A 14,937-nucleotide genomic window follows, 5' to 3' on the forward strand; every position below is an offset into this window, starting at 1 on the left:
CGCATCCGTCTCATGCATACTGGGAATTAGGTTGCGTGCTGGAAAACCTTTGGGGGTGTCTGTTCGGTGGCCAATCTTCACAATACGAAACGGATTATGATCAGTCTTCCTGATCATTTGCTGCGCGAAGTCGATTTTGTCGTGGCGAAAGAAAACACGAATCGCAGCGAAATCATTCGCCAGGCGATGAAAGTTTACCTGGTGGACCGCAAGAAACGCTTGATTCGAGACGCCATGCAACGCGGCTATCTAGAAATGGCCAAGATTAACCTCCATATGGCTTCTGAAGCGTTCCAAGCCGAAGAAGACGCCGAAAGATCACTCGGTCGCCTCGTAAGCGGGGTGTAACGATTGATCGTTAAACGCGGGGATGTATACTATGCGGATTTGTCTCCGGTCGTCGGCTCGGAACAAGGCGGCGTACGCCCCGTGCTGGTGATCCAGAACGATATTGGCAACAGGTTCAGTCCTACGGTGATCGTGGCCGCCATCACGGCGCAAATCCAGAAGGCGAAGCTGCCCACCCACGTGGAGATCGAAGCGAAATCTCACGGGATGGAGCGCGATTCGGTCATCTTGCTAGAGCAGATTCGAACCATCGATAAGCAGCGGCTAACCGATAAAATCACGCATCTGGAAGACGACACGATGCGCAAAGTCGATGAGGCATTGCAAATTAGCGTCGGCTTAATTGATTTTTAAATTAGGAAAAGACAGGAGCCGCGGAAAGTGCGGAGGCCTGTCTTTATTTGTGATCACGAGGAGAGCGATTCGACATGTCGACTACATTGGATTTGAATGTGCAATTGGAGAAGTACGCGGAACTGATCGTGAAAGTAGGCGTTAACGTTCAGCCGGGGCAGCCCGTATTCGTTACGGGATCGGTGGAGATGGCACAGCTCGTGCGTCTAGTCGCGAAGCAAGCCTACGCGGCGGGGGCGAGCAACGTTCACGCGGAATGGATCGACGAGTCGCTGTCCCGCATGAAATACGAGAACGCGGCGGACGAAGTGTTTACTCGTTATCCGGAATGGGAGACGGCGAAGCGCGACGAGTTCGTGAAGAACAACGGCGTATTCATCTCGATCATCTCGCCGAACCCGGATTTGCTGAAGGGTATTCCTTCGGAGCGCATCTCGAACTTCCAGAAAGCCCAAGGCAACGGCTTGAAGGAATTCAGACGGGCGACGCAGGCGGATAAAGTCAGCTGGTCGGTCGTAGCCGCCTCGACGAAAGGCTGGGCAACGAAAGTGTTCCCGGACGTGGACGAAGAGCAAGCGGTTACTAAGCTTTGGGAAGCGATTTTCCAAGCCGTGCGGTTGAACACGCCGGATCCGGTCAAAGCGTGGGAGGAGCACAACAAGACGTTGCACGCGAAGAGCGATTGGATGAACGACAAGCATTTTGCCAAGCTGGTCTATCGCGCGCCGGGTACCGAGCTTTCGGTAGAGCTGCCGGAGAAGCATCTGTGGGTGGCGGCGAGCAGCACGAACGTGCACGGGACGCCTTTCATGGCGAACATGCCGACCGAAGAGGTGTTCAGCGTGCCGAATAAGACGGGCGTTAACGGATACGTGTCCAGCACGAAGCCGCTTAGCTACGGAGGCAACATCATCGACAGCTTCAAGCTGACGTTCGAAGAAGGGCGCATCGTGAAGGTCGAGGCGGAGCAAGGGCAAGACATTCTCCAGAAGCTCGTGGATACGGACGAAGGCTCGCATTACTTGGGAGAAGTCGCGCTCGTGCCGCATCATTCGCCGATTTCGGAGTCGAATGTCCTGTTCTTGAATACGCTGTTCGACGAGAACGCATCGAACCATTTTGCCATCGGCAGCGGGTATGCCTTCAATGTCGTAGGCGGCAAAGAGATGTCCCCGGAAGAGCTTGCGGCATGCGGTGTTAACGCGAGCATTACGCACGTCGACTTCATGATCGGCTCCGGAGAGATGGACATCGACGGCGTGCAGGCGGACGGCACGGTTATTCCGGTGTTCCGCAAAGGAAACTGGGCGTTCTAACAATAGTCGCGAGCAGGAGGTTTCATTCATGGGCGCAGTACAGGAAACGGCAGGCGCGGATATTCAGGAACGGATGACTATACAGATCTCGGCAGAGCTTGGTATTAAAGTCGGGCAAGTACGCACGGTAGCGACGCTTTTGGACGACGGCAATACGATCCCTTTCATTGCCCGATACCGCAAGGAAATGACCGGAGAATTGGACGAGAACCAGCTAAGGGCGATCGACGAGCGCCGTACGTATTTGAAAGGGCTCGAGGATCGTAAGCGCGAGGTCATCCGTCTGATCGAGGAGCAAGGCAAGCTTACGCCGGAGCTTCAATCGGCGATCGAGAAAGCGGTTAAGCTGCAAGAGGTAGAAGACCTTTATCGGCCCTACCGCCAGAAACGCAAGACGCGGGCGAGCGTCGCGAAGGAGCGCGGACTCGAGCCGCTGTCGCAGTGGTTAATGTCGCAGCCGCGCCAAGGAAACCTGTTGGCGGAGGCCGCTAAGTGCGTTAACGCTCAGCTCGGCGTGAATACGGCCGAGGAAGCGGTACAAGGCGCATGCGATATTATCGCCGAGAACGTAGCCGATGAAGCGGATATCCGCAAATGGATTCGCCGGTTTACGTGGGAGCAAGGCGTATTACATAGCAAGGCAAAGAATGCCGACGCGGAGTCGGTATATGAAATGTATTACCAGTATTCGGAGCCGGTGAAACGGCTTCCGCCGCATCGCGTGCTGGCGATTAACCGAGCCGAACGCGAGGAAGTGCTTGGCGTCTCCATTGACGTCCAAGTCGATCGGATTCATGGCGAGCTGAACCGTCGTTATATCCGCGGGACTTCCATCGTGCACGATACGCTCGTCGCGACGATGGAGGACTCGTATAAGCGGCTGATCGCGCCTTCGATCGAGCGCGAGCTGCGCAACGAATTAACGGAAAAGGCGGAGGAGCATGCGATCAGCATCTTCTCCGAGAACTTGCGCAATCTATTGCTGCAGCCTCCGGTCAAAGGACGCGTCGTGCTCGGCGTAGATCCGGCGTTCCGTACGGGGTGCAAGCTCGCCGTCGTCGACGATACGGGCAAACTGATGGAAGTAGCGGTCAGCTACCCGACGCCTCCGCATAACAAGAAGGCGGAAGCGGAAGCGTTGTTCCGGCGTCTCATTACGCAATACGGCGTGCAGCTTATCGTTGTAGGCAACGGCACGGCTTCCCGGGAAACGGAGCAGTTCGTCGTCGGCGTTATCCATGCGATGCCGGAATGCAAGCTGCAATATTTGATCGTGAACGAAGCGGGAGCGAGCGTCTACTCCGCTTCCAAGCTCGCGCAAGAGGAGTTCCCGGATCTCGACGTGGCGGAGCGCAGCGCGGTCTCGATCGCCCGTCGTCTCCAAGACCCGCTCGCGGAGCTCGTCAAGATCGAGCCGAAGGCGATCGGCGTCGGTCAATACCAGCACGACGTCACGCAGAAGAGGCTCGACGAGAGTCTTTCGGGCGTCGTGGAGTCGGCGGTAAACCATGTCGGCGTTGACGTGAACACCGCTTCCCCGTCGCTCTTGTCGTACGTGTCGGGCATCAATGCGACGCTTGCGAAGAACATCGTGAAGCAGCGCGAGGACATCGGTAAGTTTACGAATCGCTTGCAATTGCAGAAGGTGCCTAGGCTCGGCGCCAAAGCATTCGAGCAATGCGCCGGCTTCCTGCGTATTTCAGACGGGGCGAACCCGCTCGACCGGACGCCGATCCATCCGGAATCGTACGACGTCGTCGGCAAGCTATTCAAGGCGCTCGGCTTGAACGTCGCCGATATCGGCTCAGACCCGCTGAAGGAGAAGCTGAGGACGGTCGCGTTGGACGATCTGTCCGTTACGCTTGGCGTAGGCGTTCCGACGCTTAGGGACATCGTGGACAGCTTGCAGCGTCCCGGACGCGATCCGCGCGACGAGCTCCCGCCGCCGATTTTCCATACCGACGTGCTCGACATCGACGATTTGAAGCCCGGTATGGAGCTGAAGGGAACGGTACGCAACGTCGTAGACTTCGGCGCGTTCGTCGACATCGGCATCAAGAACGACGGCCTAGTCCATATTTCGCAGATCAGCAACAAGTTCGTGAAGCATCCTACGGAAGTTGTTGCCGTAGGGGACACCGTCACCGTATGGGTCATCGGCGTCGATCAGAAAAAAGGCCGCGTCAGCTTGACGATGCGCCAGCCCTAATCTCATTTAACGGACCGCTGGAGGGATTTTCCGGCGGTTTTCTGCGGTTGGGAACCGATTGCACCTTGTGCAATCGGTTGAGATTGGATACAATTCAAGCAACAGTAAGTATGAGCTGATGCTTACGAAGTGCGTTCCTGACGGAACGTTAAGCTCATGCTTACGAAGTACGTTCCTTACGGAACGTTAAGCTGATGCTTACGAAGTACGTTCCTTACGGAACGTTTAGGGAGGCGATAAAATGAACCCAGACAAATGCATCGGATCCCATCATCCCAGATGGTTCGGATTAGCGTTACAAGCGCTGGTCATTTTGTCGCGCGATAATGTTCAGAATTGCCCTAGCGCCGAGCTCGCCGCTTATTTGCAGTCGGAGGCGACGCTGCTGCGCCGGATCATGGCCGCGCTCGTAAAGGGCGGCTTACTGGAAACGCGCGAAGGACGCGACGGGGGATATCGACTGCGGCGCGATCCGTCGAGGATAACGCTTGAGGAAGTCTATACGGTTCTACAAGTAAGCGACCCGCTCTGTTTCGGCATTAAGGAAACGACGGGTTCCCATCCGTTCGGCCTGGAGATGAAGTCAATCTTCTGCGAGCTGACGACGGAGATGGATCGTTCGATGCGCGAGGTGCTTGGCCGTTATACGATCGGACAACTGGCGAACCGAGCGCTGTATTGCGCGAACAAACCCGATAATAACGTGCAGGCTTTCGGGAGTTGACAGCTCTCTTTTTACGGCGTATACTGTGCAATAAATACAACAGTTATACGCGTTTTTTATTTCGCCGATACTGTGCATTAATAATCACAGATCATCCGAGGAAAACTAATCGTTGGCGATCGTTCGTCCTCATCCGTACTTTCGGGTTAACTGTGCTATTTTTTACTCAGATTAACAAATCAGTCAACAAAGACCACTAGGAGGCAACAATAATGGCTACAACTACGCTTACGAAGACGGAGAGCTTCTCCGATGTGATCCGGGCGCGCCGTTCCGTGCGAACTTTCGATCCGAACTTCAAAATTTCTAAAGAAGAAATGACCGAACTGCTCGGCGAAGCGATCCTCGCGCCGTCGTCCTCGAACCTGCAACCGTGGCGTTTTCTCGTGATCGATGATCAACCGCTTAAAGAAAAGCTGCTGCCGATCGCGTTCAACCAACAGCAAGTCGTAGAAGCTTCCGCAGTCATCGCCGTATTGGGCGATCTAGAAAGCTACAAGCTGGCGGATACCATTTACAACCGCGCGTATGAAGCGGGTTATATGCCTGAAGCGACCAAAAACTCGTTCATCGAGAGCACGGTAGGCATGTACAGCGCGTTGCCTAAGGACGTCGCCATGAAGATCGTAAGCACGGACGGCGGTCTTATCTCCATGCAACTCATGCTTGCAGCCAAAGCGAGAGGCTTAGACACGGTTCCGATGGGCGGCTACAACGCCGCTCAGCTCGTAGAAACGTTCGGCATTAGCGAGCGTTACGTACCGATCATGTTGATCGCGGTCGGCAAAGCGACGAAACCCGGACATCCTTCGGTTCGCCTCACCGTTGACGAAGTAACGAGCTGGAACGAAATGAAAAACTAAATCGTTTTGCATTAGCAAAAGGGATCTTCCGTTTCGCCGTTGCGGCGCGGAAGATCCCTTTGTTTACGCGATCAATGAATGCTCGAATGGTCTTTGGATTTGTCGGGCTTCGCCCGGTAGTAGAACCAGCAATCGTTCAACAGACGAATTTGCCGGCGGTCTTTTTTCTGAAAAGCGGACATGAGCTGATTGCAAAGCCATTGCGGCATCGAAATCGTCCTCCTCCCATCGCATGCTGTCGGTTTAGCATATGGGAATAGGCGAATGTCCGTGCAGGTCCGATTTTATTTGAAAAAAATGGCGTCCGACTACAGCATATCCTCTTCTTCGTACCAATGTTCCAGCTGCGCTTGCAGCGCCCGAATTTCGGTCAGCAGCGAAATAAGCGGATACGCGCCCTCGCGAATGGCGGAAAAAGAGCGTTCGAGTGCGTTGATATAGTCCAGTCCGCCGATTGGAGCGTCCTTCTCGTTCAGTAACTCGAGCTTGGCGCATTCGGCGACAGCCCTTGGAAGCTTGGGCACGTTGTCGGCGGTCAGCTTGGACAGCTCTTTGTGCAAGCGAAGATTAAGCGCGCTCAATTGATACGCATGCGAAGCGGGCATCTCCACGAATTCCAGCTCGCCGTGCTCCTGTTGCAAAATTACATAGGTCATTTCGGGCATGAGATGCCGGTCCCCCTCATCCAATACTACTTGACAGTGTAGCCCAATCGCGGACTACAATTCAAGTAGGCAAGCTGTCTTGCGGAGAGGGGAAACCGTGAAGTGACTACTATGACGAATGAACAACTGCAACAATGGGTCGAGCGCGTGTCGCTCGCTTCGTTCGGCCGTCCTTTCCTGCATAAGGCGACCTTCAATTCGCGCCTAAGAACGACGGGCGGACGCTATTTCATGAAAAGCCATAACATAGAGATCAGCCCGCATCAGCTTGAGGTACACGGCGAAGCCGAGACGGAATCGATCATAAAGCATGAACTATGTCATTATCATCTGCATATTCAGCGCAGAGGATACCAGCATAGAGACGCGGATTTCAAGGCGCTGTTGAAGCAGGTAGGCGCGACGAGGCATTGCCGCGCGTTGCCTGGCGCGTCGAGGACGCTGCCGGTGAAATACTGGTTAGTCTGTCAGGCGTGCGGAATGGAGTATCCTCGCAAGCGTAAGGTCGATCCGCGCAAGTACGCTTGCGGGCGCTGCCGGGGCAAGCTTAAGCTCCTTCAGGCGCGGGAGACGGTGGAGCAGACAATGCCGCGTTAGCGCCGGCTTTGAGCCGGGTGCGAACGAAGAAGGCAACGCCGAGCAAAGCGAAGGCCATCATCAGCGCGCCGGCTTCAAGGCTTGGGACGATATGATCGGCGAATTGCTCAGGATTCGTGACGGTCGCTCCGGATTGGAAAATCAAACCAGTAATCGCGATGCCGAACACGCCGCCAAGCTCTCTTGTCGCGTTACCCATGCCGCTTGCTTCGCCCGCGGCGTCTTCCGGAACGGACGTAAGCGAGCCGTGGGAAAGCGGAGTGAAACTTAAGCCCATTCCGGTACCGGCGAGCATCATCGGCGCGAGCATTTGGACGAACGAGAAGTCTGCGCCTTTGGCTGAGATAAGCCATGCGAACCAAGCGAGAGCGACCGTCTGGAACGCTAGGCCGGCGAGAAGCACGTTTTTGTTGCCGAACCGATTTATGGCTAGGCCGGCTAAGGGAGCGGCGATCATCGTCATCGTCGTCCAAGCCATTTCGCGAACGCCGGCGCCAAGCGGGGAATTTCCTTGCGCTTGTTGCAAGAAGAGCGTCAGGAGGAAGATGGCTCCGAATACGCCGGCATTCATCCAGAAGCCCGCGAAGACGTATGAGGCATAAGCTTTGCGGCGGAACAGATCGAAGCGGATGAATGGGTTTTCCCGTTTTCTTTCCCATAAGTAGAACAGCGCTAACAGCGCGAATCCACCCGCCAATGCGCTGACCACGAGCGTGGAGCCCCAGCCTTCGGAGTTGCCGCGTTCCAATCCGAACACGATGCCTAGCAAGCCCGACGTAAGAAGCACGATGCCGACCGGATCGAACGGCTTGCGAATACCGCGGGAAGGTTGAAGCCACTTGAGGCCGAGCACGAAGGCGATCAGGCCGATCGGTACGTTAACGTAGAAAATCATTTGCCAAGGCGCGCCCTCCATTATTAGACCGCCGACAAGTGGCCCGATGCTAAGGCCAAGCCCGGCGATACCGGACCACATGCCGAGAGCGGCGGCGCGCTTCTCTGGCGGGAATGCGCCGTTGACGAGCGTCAAGCTAAGGGGTACGATGGCGGCGCCTCCTACGCCTTGCAGAGCGCGGGAGAGGATGAGCGAGATGGCGGAGTCGGATACACCGGAGAGCAGGGATCCAAGCGTGAAGACGGCGACGCCGGCGAGGAATACTTGCTTCCTGCCGATCGAGTCTCCGAGCACGCTGAACGGGATGAGAAGGACGGCGAAAGCCAGCGTGTAAGCGTTCATGAACCACTCGAGATCCGATAGGGTCGCGCCAAGGTCTTTTTGGATGGAAGGCAGCGCCACACCGAGCACCAGATTGTCTAACATGGCCATGAATAAGGCGATACAAGTGACGAACAGCAGACGTACGCGATCGGGGGTAAACATAACTAATCACTCCTATTTTTTATTTATTGATAAATAAACAAAGCGGATATAGAGACTTCGCGATGGGCGAAGAGGGCTCTTGAGACGTAACGGATAAACCAGCATTGTTTTCTTGGTGGACAAACTTTATTTATTGATAAATAAACGAATGAGTCGAGGGAATCCGCATTAGCGGATGTCGCCCCATGGAATAAGCTTAGGCAAGGAAAGCACTTCCGCCAGCGTAATAATCATGCCGCAGGAGATGAACATGCTCGTTTCGTGCGCGGGATTAGGAATGCCCGCTTGCTCATAGCGGGCTTTGATCGTGTCGTAGATCAAGGAAAATTTGTCTCTGGAGAACTGTCTGACCTCGGGTTCAGGCGTCGTGAAGCATTGCATGAGCAGGAGCATCTCGCTGCGGTGCGTAGCCATCAAGTCGTTAAAGGCGCTTCCCATGCGATGGCTCAGCTCGGCCGGAGGGGCGTCGACGGTGCTGAAGGCGAGCCGCATTCTTTCGAAGGCGTGCTCGAGCACGGTTAAGTAGAGCTGTTCTTTGGACTTAAAAAAATGGAACACATAAGGCTGCGTCACGCCTGCGGCGCTGGCGACATGCGCGGTCGTCGTTTTGTAGTAACCCTGGTCCGCGAATAGCGCCGCGGCGCACTGCAAGATCTGGTCTTTGCGATTGGCGATCACTTCATCTTTAGGACTCATGCGGGGATGGCTCCTTCTTAGGTGCGAATAGGCTGGCGCGTTCGAATTTGATTTATTAATCAATAAATAACACGTCATGGGTATTGTTGTCAATACTGTATGGAGAAATAAGCGAAATCGGGAATCGAGTCCATGGTAATTTTTTCAACTAAGAAAAATAAACCGCAATGCTTGACTTCAACATTGAACCATGATAAATTACTACTTGTCGCTTTTGAAACATTCCCTGATAGCTCAGTTGGTAGAGCACTCGACTGTTAATCGAGTTGTCACAGGTTCGAGTCCTGTTCGGGGAGCCATGGGGAGATACCCAAGTGGCTATAAGGGGCTCCTCTGCTAAGGGAGTAGACGTGTCATGCGTGCGAGGGTTCGAATCCCTCTCTCCCCGCCATGTAATTTCAAACAGACGACTTGAAGGAGCGCGTCGGCATTATGCCGCGGGCTCTTTTTGATTTTCTGGCGATAACACGACGAGATCGAGTTATTAAAAGGAAATGGGCACGGTGGCACGTAATAGCGCGGCGAGATCGAGTTATTAAGAGGAAATGGGCTCGGTGGCATGAAATAGCGCTGCGAGATCGAGTTATTAAGAGGAAATGGGCTCGGTGGCACGCAATAGCACGACGAGATCGAGTTATTTAGAGGAAATGGGCTCGATGGCACGCAATAGCACGACGAGATCGAGTTATTGTGTGGAAATGAGCTTGCCGGTACGCGATAGTACGAAGAGGTTCCCTGTATGATTTTTCCTCTAAAATAAAAGCAAAAAGAGCTTGCCTTTGCCCTATGATTCAGATATACTCATATTTGTCGTCTGAAACGGGTAGCCCACAAGAACAGCATCGCAGACCAGATTTGGCCCCTTGGTCAAGCGGTTAAGACACCTCCCTTTCACGGAGGTAACAGGGGTTCGAATCCCCTAGGGGTCACCATGCGAGCCATTAGCTCAGTTGGTAGAGCACCTGACTTTTAATCAGGGTGTCGTAGGTTCGAGTCCTACATGGCTCACCATTTTTAGTTCGGATTTGGCGAAAGCCGGATCGGAAGACAATCGAATATGCGGTCGTGGCGGAATGGCAGACGCACCAGCTTGAGGGGCTGGCGGGAGCAATCTCGTGGAGGTTCGAGTCCTCTCGACCGCACCATAATCGATAATGACGAATCCTTGCGGAAGCAAGGGTTCTTTAATTTTACACAATGGAACGGGCCCCGGCATATTTGCCGAGGCTTTGTTGTTTAGCTTCATCTTATTCTATAGCAACCAGACGAGGGCCATGGCTAAAAGCCATGGCCCATTAACTTTCCGTCGGCGTACTAATAAAGGTGCGGGTCTTAAGCCTACAGAAAATCGCGTTCCCGATTCTCGTCCGACTCCGTATGCACGGAGATGAGAACGATGCTGCTTCCGTCGCTTATATTGGTTACCTTATGGGGAGTACATGCATTCCAACTGAAAGAGTCTCCTTCTTCCAGCACGGCGGAGTCCTCTCCCTGCTCGGCTAATATTTTCCCCTGGATAACCAGATGGGTCTCCTCGCCCTTATGGGCATGAGGTGCTTCGCCTGTAGAAGAGTTGGGCGGAAACTCGACGAGCATCATTGTTATGCCTTTGGCAGAGCTGAGGTGCTCGACCTTCAGCTTATCGCCCCCGCTTGTCGTCACCTTGCGGTCGGCTTTGCGGACAATGGCCATGCGTTCGTCTTTTTGCATGAGAAGATAAGTCAATGGAACCTTCAATGCCTTGGCGATGCTATTCAACGTCGAGATCGAAGGAGAAGTTTTATTCGTCTCTACTTGACTCATGAAGCCTTGCGACAATCCAGTTTCTTCGCATATTTGAACGATCGTGATGTTTTTGCGTTTGCGTATGGCTCGGATCGTGGAGCCGATGTCCATCGGGATCACCCTCCAGAGAATATTAGTAATACAAAACATAATTCTATATTAACAATAAATCGATTGACAAGCTATAGGCAACGGAGGTATATTACCAATACGAACAATAAATTTTTATTAGTAATATAATTAATAGATTTAGAGGAGGATTGCCATGATACCGACTTATGAATACGACATCCATCTCCCTGCCCGGAGGGACCCGGGCAAAGCCTATCCGACGATCTTCACGCTTCATGGAAAAGGCTCGAATGAGCGTAACATGCAGGGTTTGGTAGCTCCGTTGTCCGGCGAATTTATCATCGTGAACATTCGGGGGGATCTTCTGTTAGGCACGGGATATCAATATTACGAGCTGAGGGGATTGGGTAATCCGATTCGCGAAAGCTTTGACAGGGCCGTTCGGCAGCTAGAGGCGTTCATTCAATACGCGACCGAGAAATATCCGATCGACGCAAACAAGCGCTACTTGCTCGGCTTCAGCCAGGGCGCCATCTTATCCATGACCCTTGCGCTTACGATGGGGGAGCAGTTAAAAGGAATCGTGGCTTTGAACGGCTACGTTCCGGATTTCGTCAAGGCCGAGTATCCGCTGCAAAGCGTGGACAAGGTGTCGGTGTTCATCTCGCACGGCGAGTTTGACTCCGTATTCCCGGTTCAAATCGGAAAAGACAACGCCGAGTATTTTAATAAGCTAACGCCGCGCTTCGCTTTCAAGATCTACCCGTCCGATCACGGAGTCACGGTGGACAACCAAAGAGATTTCATCGCTTGGCTTCTGCAAGATGCGCAATTACCTACGAATAAGGAGTGAACAAACCTCATGATCCCATCTTACTTTGTTGCTCATGGAGCGCCGTCGCTTGTGCTCGATCAACATGATTATACGGATTTCTTGAAGACATTCGCCGCTTCAATGCCTAAGCCGCCTAGAGCGATCGTGCTTTTCTCCGCGCATTGGGAGAGCGGAGCGCAATCGATCAGCACCGTGGATAAGTACTCCACCATCTATGATTTTTCCGGTTTTCAAGATGAACTATACCAGATGACTTATCCTGCCCGCGGAGACCTGGCCATTAGCGATGAGATTCAACAACTATTCGAGAAGAACGGTATCCCTAGCATCATGAATCCGGAGAGAGGACTGGATCATGGGGCATGGGCCGTACTTAAGCTGATGTATCCCGACGCGGATATTCCGGTCGTCGCATTGTCCGTCAACCGGTTTTTAACGAACGAGGAGCAGTACCGAATCGGGAAAGCTTTGTCGTCTCTAAGGGAGCAGGACATTCTGATCATCGGAAGCGGCGGCATCGTTCACAATTTGCGGATGTTGAATTGGCAGGGAGGGAATACTCCCGACGAATGGGCGGTCGCCTTTGACGATTGGATTCGCGAAAAGCTCGAGAATTGGGACCTAGAAGCATTGTTCGAATATGAGAAGTCGGCTCCTTATGCTAAAGAGGCCGTTCCGACGAATGAACATTTCATCCCTTTGCTGCTTGCGATGGGGACCGGAGACGGCAATCGGCAGGCGAAGTTGTTGCACCGCAGCTATCAGTTGGGTACGTTAAGTTTAAGCTGCTGGGAGTTCAACTAATATGAACCTGGGACTGGCAGGTAAATCCGTATTCGTAGCCGCTTCTAGTAAAGGTCTGGGGAAAGCCGCCGCGCTCGAATTCGCGCGGGAAGGCGCGCGTCTAACGATCGCAAGCCGCAGCCTGGAGCAGCTAGAGCAAACCCGAGACGAGATCCGGGCGGCGACCGGGCACGAAGCCGCGATCGTGCGGATGGACGTGTTGAACGAAGAGGAGATCCGCCGAGCCATCCAGACCGCTTCCGCGGGCGGGGGGCTGGATATCCTCGTCACCAATGCTGGAGGACCTCCAAGCGGTACCTTCTCGGATATGGAGGACGAGGATTGGCTAGGCGGGTTCGAGCTTAGCCTTCTGAGCACGATCCGGATGATTCGAGAAGCGCTACCCCATATGCGGTCTGCGGGCGGCGGCAGAATCGTGAATCTAGCCTCCACCTCCATTAAGCAGCCGATCGAAGGCCTTATTCTGTCCAACGTGTTCCGGGCGGGCGTTCAAGCGTTGACCAAAAGTTTGGCTTCGGAGCTGGCGAGCGAGGGTATTCTCATAAATACGATCGCCCCGGGAAGAATCGCGACGGACCGCGTGAACGAGTTGGACGGGAAGAGGGCGCTGGACCGGAACATCCCGATCGAGGAATTTCAAGCGCAGTCGGCATCGCTTATCCCGCTTGGCCGGATGGGCACGCCGGAGGAATTCGCACGTTACGTCGTATTTTATGGCTCGTTCGCTAATACCTACGTAACCGGGCAAACCCTGGTCGTCGATGGCGGAATGCTGAAGGGGATTTAATCGCCGTCCGACATAATTAGCCAGCCTCATGAGGCTGGCTTTTTGGCATGGGTGAAGGGGGACAACCGCACATTTCGCGAATCATCCAAACTCAGGGCTTATCCTACACATACCCTATATCAGCTAGACGATATGAAGTTGGGAGGATAACCATCCAAATGGGTGAAATGTATGAACTGTGCAAAAGGCATATGAATCGTCACGTACGCATTGATACGCGCTGCGGCTGCTTCGAAGGAGTTATCGTACACGTCGATTCGGACAACGTTTACCTGCGCAGAACAGGCGGCGGATTGACGCTGGCAGGCAAACCAAGCAAAGCTAGCAAAGCTAAAGTCTCTGCTTGGGGATTCGGCGGATATCCAGGCTACGGATACGGCTACGGATATGGCTTCGATATTCTGGCCTTGTCGCTGTTCACGCTGCTGGCTATTGCATTGATCTAATAGCAGAAAGTCATTGAATATTTAAACTTTTTAACGGATGCTTTACTTTTCGGTAGAGAGATACTATACTCGGAGAGTGTTCGAAGTAAATAACACAATGCGGTCGTGGCGGAATGGCAGACGCACCAGCTTGAGGGGCTGGCGGGAGCAATCTCGTGGAGGTTCGAGTCCTCTCGACCGCACCATAATCTACAATGAGGAACCCTTGCGGAAGCAAGGGTTTTTTTGATTTTTGGGGATATTGCTTCCATGCAACTACAATCCAATAATCCGCTCCCGATGCGTATATACGTTCATGGAATCCGCGCGAATAAAGCCGACGCAAGTAATGCCCAGATCCTCGGCCAGGCGTAGCGCCAGGTCCGTCGGCGCGGATTTGGACAATAAGATCGGACAACCGATCTTGGCCGCCTTAAGCACGACCTCCGAGGACAGCCGCCCGCTGAAGGTGATAACGCATGGTTTCGTAGGGATACGCTGGCGTAGGCAATAGCCGAATAACTTATCGAGAGCGTTGTGGCGGCCGATGTCGGTACGAATCTCCATTAAACCGTCTTCGGTGCACAGTGCCGCATTATGGAAACCGCCGGTGAGATGAAAATCAACGGAGCTCGCCTGCATGCGCTTCATAAGTTCGAAGCACCGTTCCGCCGAAATTACGTTCCCTCCGGCCAGGGTTTTCGCCGTTCTCGCATCGTTATGAAAGTAGAATTGCCTGCTCTTGCCGCAACAGGAGCCGATAATCCGCTTGGAGTGGAATTCCTTTGCGGTCGATTGCGGCCGATGGAGGTCGACGTATGCGAAGCCGCCGTCTTCGTCTATCGAGAGATGCTTGATCTCTTCTGCAGAGCGTATGATACCTTCCGATGCCAGAAAGCCGATAACTAGGTCCGTCAGATGGCTAGGGGAACAGACGAGCGTCGCGAATTCCTCGCCGTCAAGCCGGATCGTCAGAGGAAACTCCGCCGCGATATCGTCTTCTATTTCAACGGAATGTTCGCCGTTAACTTTGGTCGTACTCCAAGTGACGCGGGATGGATGATCCGTCATACGCC

17 protein-coding genes and 6 tRNA genes are annotated in these 14,937 nt (G+C 53.7%); 17 read left to right on the forward strand and 6 right to left on the reverse strand.

Features of this window, described 5'->3' with window-relative positions; genetic code table 11:
* Window positions 1-66 precede the first annotated feature (66 nt).
* The 6 genes from ACFPQ4_RS19415 to ACFPQ4_RS19440 all read left to right on the forward strand — a co-directional run bounded on the left by ACFPQ4_RS19415 (window position 67) and on the right by ACFPQ4_RS19440 (window position 5,814).
* The gene (locus tag ACFPQ4_RS19415; protein WP_378113553.1) at window positions 67-348 is read left to right on the forward strand and encodes a CopG family ribbon-helix-helix protein; all 282 of its coding nucleotides are present in this window, start codon (window positions 67-69) and stop codon (window positions 346-348) included.
* Window positions 349-351: 3 nt separating this feature from the next.
* The gene (locus tag ACFPQ4_RS19420) at window positions 352-702 is read left to right on the forward strand and encodes a type II toxin-antitoxin system PemK/MazF family toxin (protein WP_378113554.1); all 351 of its coding nucleotides are present in this window, start codon (window positions 352-354) and stop codon (window positions 700-702) included.
* A 74-nt stretch (window positions 703-776) separates the two neighbouring features.
* On the forward strand, window positions 777-2,018 hold the full coding sequence (locus tag ACFPQ4_RS19425; RefSeq protein WP_378113555.1) for an aminopeptidase: 1,242 nt from the start codon (window positions 777-779) through the stop codon (window positions 2,016-2,018).
* A 28-nt stretch (window positions 2,019-2,046) separates the two neighbouring features.
* A complete protein-coding gene (locus ACFPQ4_RS19430) occupies window positions 2,047-4,227 on the forward strand; it encodes a Tex family protein (RefSeq protein WP_378113556.1) in 2,181 nt (726 codons plus the stop codon).
* A gap of 241 nt (window positions 4,228-4,468) precedes the next feature.
* Entirely contained in the window at window positions 4,469-4,951 is a 483-nt protein-coding gene (locus ACFPQ4_RS19435) for an Rrf2 family transcriptional regulator (protein WP_378113557.1), read from the forward strand.
* Between the two features lie 212 nt (window positions 4,952-5,163).
* Window positions 5,164-5,814 carry a nitroreductase family protein gene (locus ACFPQ4_RS19440; RefSeq protein ID WP_378113558.1) on the forward strand — a complete coding sequence of 217 codons (651 nt, stop codon included), beginning with the start codon at window positions 5,164-5,166 and terminating at the stop codon, window positions 5,812-5,814.
* Window positions 5,815-5,885: 71 nt separating this feature from the next.
* Here the strand turns inward: ACFPQ4_RS19440 and cmpA are convergent, their stop codons facing one another.
* Complete coding sequence (cmpA, locus tag ACFPQ4_RS19445) at window positions 5,886-6,023, reverse strand: cortex morphogenetic protein CmpA (RefSeq protein ID WP_378113559.1); 138 nt, start codon at window positions 6,021-6,023, stop codon at window positions 5,886-5,888.
* Between the two features lie 99 nt (window positions 6,024-6,122).
* A complete protein-coding gene (locus ACFPQ4_RS19450) occupies window positions 6,123-6,479 on the reverse strand; it encodes a hydrolase/acyltransferase (RefSeq protein WP_378113560.1) in 357 nt (118 codons plus the stop codon).
* 111 nt (window positions 6,480-6,590) lie between these two features.
* Here ACFPQ4_RS19450 and ACFPQ4_RS19455 point away from each other — a divergent pair, with 111 nt between their 5' ends.
* Window positions 6,591-7,076, forward strand: coding sequence for a SprT family protein (locus ACFPQ4_RS19455; protein ID WP_378113609.1), 486 nt, complete (start codon window positions 6,591-6,593; stop codon window positions 7,074-7,076).
* Here ACFPQ4_RS19455 and ACFPQ4_RS19460 read toward each other — a convergent pair.
* On the reverse strand, window positions 7,027-8,457 hold the full coding sequence (locus ACFPQ4_RS19460) for an MFS transporter (protein WP_378113561.1): 1,431 nt from the start codon (window positions 8,455-8,457) through the stop codon (window positions 7,027-7,029). The genes ACFPQ4_RS19455 and ACFPQ4_RS19460 overlap by 50 nt on opposite strands.
* Window positions 8,458-8,625: 168 nt before the next feature.
* Window positions 8,626-9,153, reverse strand: a complete 528-nt coding sequence (locus ACFPQ4_RS19465; RefSeq protein WP_378113562.1) for a TetR/AcrR family transcriptional regulator — start codon at window positions 9,151-9,153, stop codon at window positions 8,626-8,628.
* A gap of 223 nt (window positions 9,154-9,376) precedes the next feature.
* Between ACFPQ4_RS19465 and ACFPQ4_RS19470 the strand changes: the two genes are divergently transcribed.
* The 5 genes from ACFPQ4_RS19470 to ACFPQ4_RS19490 all read left to right on the forward strand — a co-directional run bounded on the left by ACFPQ4_RS19470 (window position 9,377) and on the right by ACFPQ4_RS19490 (window position 10,298).
* Window positions 9,377-9,452 (forward strand) — tRNA-Asn (locus tag ACFPQ4_RS19470).
* Between the two features lies 1 nt (window position 9,453).
* Window positions 9,454-9,544 (forward strand) — tRNA-Ser (locus tag ACFPQ4_RS19475).
* Between the two features lie 466 nt (window positions 9,545-10,010).
* Window positions 10,011-10,085, forward strand: a tRNA-Glu gene (locus ACFPQ4_RS19480).
* A gap of 3 nt (window positions 10,086-10,088) precedes the next feature.
* Window positions 10,089-10,164, forward strand: a tRNA-Lys gene (locus ACFPQ4_RS19485).
* Between the two features lie 48 nt (window positions 10,165-10,212).
* Window positions 10,213-10,298, forward strand: a tRNA-Leu gene (locus ACFPQ4_RS19490).
* Between the two features lie 193 nt (window positions 10,299-10,491).
* Here ACFPQ4_RS19490 and ACFPQ4_RS19495 read toward each other — a convergent pair.
* Window positions 10,492-11,049 (reverse strand): helix-turn-helix domain-containing protein, encoded by a 558-nt coding sequence (locus ACFPQ4_RS19495; protein WP_378113563.1) that lies wholly within the window; start codon window positions 11,047-11,049, stop codon window positions 10,492-10,494.
* 154 nt (window positions 11,050-11,203) lie between these two features.
* On the opposite strand from ACFPQ4_RS19495, the gene ACFPQ4_RS19500 reads away from it, so the two are divergent.
* The 5 genes from ACFPQ4_RS19500 to ACFPQ4_RS19520 all read left to right on the forward strand — a co-directional run bounded on the left by ACFPQ4_RS19500 (window position 11,204) and on the right by ACFPQ4_RS19520 (window position 14,067).
* Entirely contained in the window at window positions 11,204-11,863 is a 660-nt protein-coding gene (locus tag ACFPQ4_RS19500; protein WP_378113564.1) for an alpha/beta hydrolase, read from the forward strand.
* Window positions 11,864-11,914: 51 nt separating this feature from the next.
* Window positions 11,915-12,649: a DODA-type extradiol aromatic ring-opening family dioxygenase gene (locus tag ACFPQ4_RS19505; RefSeq protein WP_378113565.1), complete on the forward strand. Its 735-nt coding sequence runs from the start codon at window positions 11,915-11,917 to the stop codon at window positions 12,647-12,649.
* 1 nt (window position 12,650) lies between these two features.
* On the forward strand, window positions 12,651-13,436 hold the full coding sequence (locus ACFPQ4_RS19510; RefSeq protein WP_378113567.1) for an SDR family oxidoreductase: 786 nt from the start codon (window positions 12,651-12,653) through the stop codon (window positions 13,434-13,436).
* A 158-nt stretch (window positions 13,437-13,594) separates the two neighbouring features.
* On the forward strand, window positions 13,595-13,882 hold the full coding sequence (locus ACFPQ4_RS19515) for a hypothetical protein (RefSeq protein WP_378113568.1): 288 nt from the start codon (window positions 13,595-13,597) through the stop codon (window positions 13,880-13,882).
* Between the two features lie 99 nt (window positions 13,883-13,981).
* Window positions 13,982-14,067: transfer RNA gene (locus ACFPQ4_RS19520), tRNA-Leu, on the forward strand.
* 70 nt (window positions 14,068-14,137) lie between these two features.
* Here the strand turns inward: ACFPQ4_RS19520 and fdhD are convergent.
* Complete coding sequence (gene fdhD, locus ACFPQ4_RS19525) at window positions 14,138-14,932, reverse strand: formate dehydrogenase accessory sulfurtransferase FdhD (RefSeq protein WP_378113569.1); 795 nt, start codon at window positions 14,930-14,932, stop codon at window positions 14,138-14,140.
* Between the last annotated feature and the right edge of the window lie 5 nt (window positions 14,933-14,937).

This window comes from Cohnella yongneupensis (assembly GCF_042655785.1).
GTDB classification, from domain to species: Bacteria; Bacillota; Bacilli; order Paenibacillales; family Paenibacillaceae; genus Cohnella; species Cohnella yongneupensis.

Excerpts from the sequence above, each read along its gene's own strand:
- ACFPQ4_RS19425 (WP_378113555.1), top strand. The coding sequence starts at position 777 with ATGTCGACTACATTGGATTTGAATGTGCAATTGGAGAAGTACGCGGAA.
- ACFPQ4_RS19430 (WP_378113556.1), top strand. The coding sequence starts at position 2,047 with ATGGGCGCAGTACAGGAAACGGCAGGCGCGGATATTCAGGAACGGATG.
- ACFPQ4_RS19435 (WP_378113557.1), top strand. The coding sequence starts at position 4,469 with ATGAACCCAGACAAATGCATCGGATCCCATCATCCCAGATGGTTCGGA.
- ACFPQ4_RS19440 (WP_378113558.1), top strand. The coding sequence starts at position 5,164 with ATGGCTACAACTACGCTTACGAAGACGGAGAGCTTCTCCGATGTGATC.
- cmpA (WP_378113559.1), bottom strand. The coding sequence starts at position 6,023 with ATGCCGCAATGGCTTTGCAATCAGCTCATGTCCGCTTTTCAGAAAAAA.
- ACFPQ4_RS19450 (WP_378113560.1), bottom strand. The coding sequence starts at position 6,479 with ATGCCCGAAATGACCTATGTAATTTTGCAACAGGAGCACGGCGAGCTG.
- ACFPQ4_RS19455 (WP_378113609.1), top strand. The coding sequence starts at position 6,591 with ATGACGAATGAACAACTGCAACAATGGGTCGAGCGCGTGTCGCTCGCT.
- ACFPQ4_RS19460 (WP_378113561.1), bottom strand. The coding sequence starts at position 8,457 with ATGTTTACCCCCGATCGCGTACGTCTGCTGTTCGTCACTTGTATCGCC.
- ACFPQ4_RS19465 (WP_378113562.1), bottom strand. The coding sequence starts at position 9,153 with ATGAGTCCTAAAGATGAAGTGATCGCCAATCGCAAAGACCAGATCTTG.
- ACFPQ4_RS19495 (WP_378113563.1), bottom strand. The coding sequence starts at position 11,049 with ATGGACATCGGCTCCACGATCCGAGCCATACGCAAACGCAAAAACATC.
- ACFPQ4_RS19500 (WP_378113564.1), top strand. The coding sequence starts at position 11,204 with ATGATACCGACTTATGAATACGACATCCATCTCCCTGCCCGGAGGGAC.
- ACFPQ4_RS19510 (WP_378113567.1), top strand. The coding sequence starts at position 12,651 with ATGAACCTGGGACTGGCAGGTAAATCCGTATTCGTAGCCGCTTCTAGT.
- ACFPQ4_RS19515 (WP_378113568.1), top strand. The coding sequence starts at position 13,595 with ATGGGTGAAATGTATGAACTGTGCAAAAGGCATATGAATCGTCACGTA.
- fdhD (WP_378113569.1), bottom strand. The coding sequence starts at position 14,932 with ATGACGGATCATCCATCCCGCGTCACTTGGAGTACGACCAAAGTTAAC.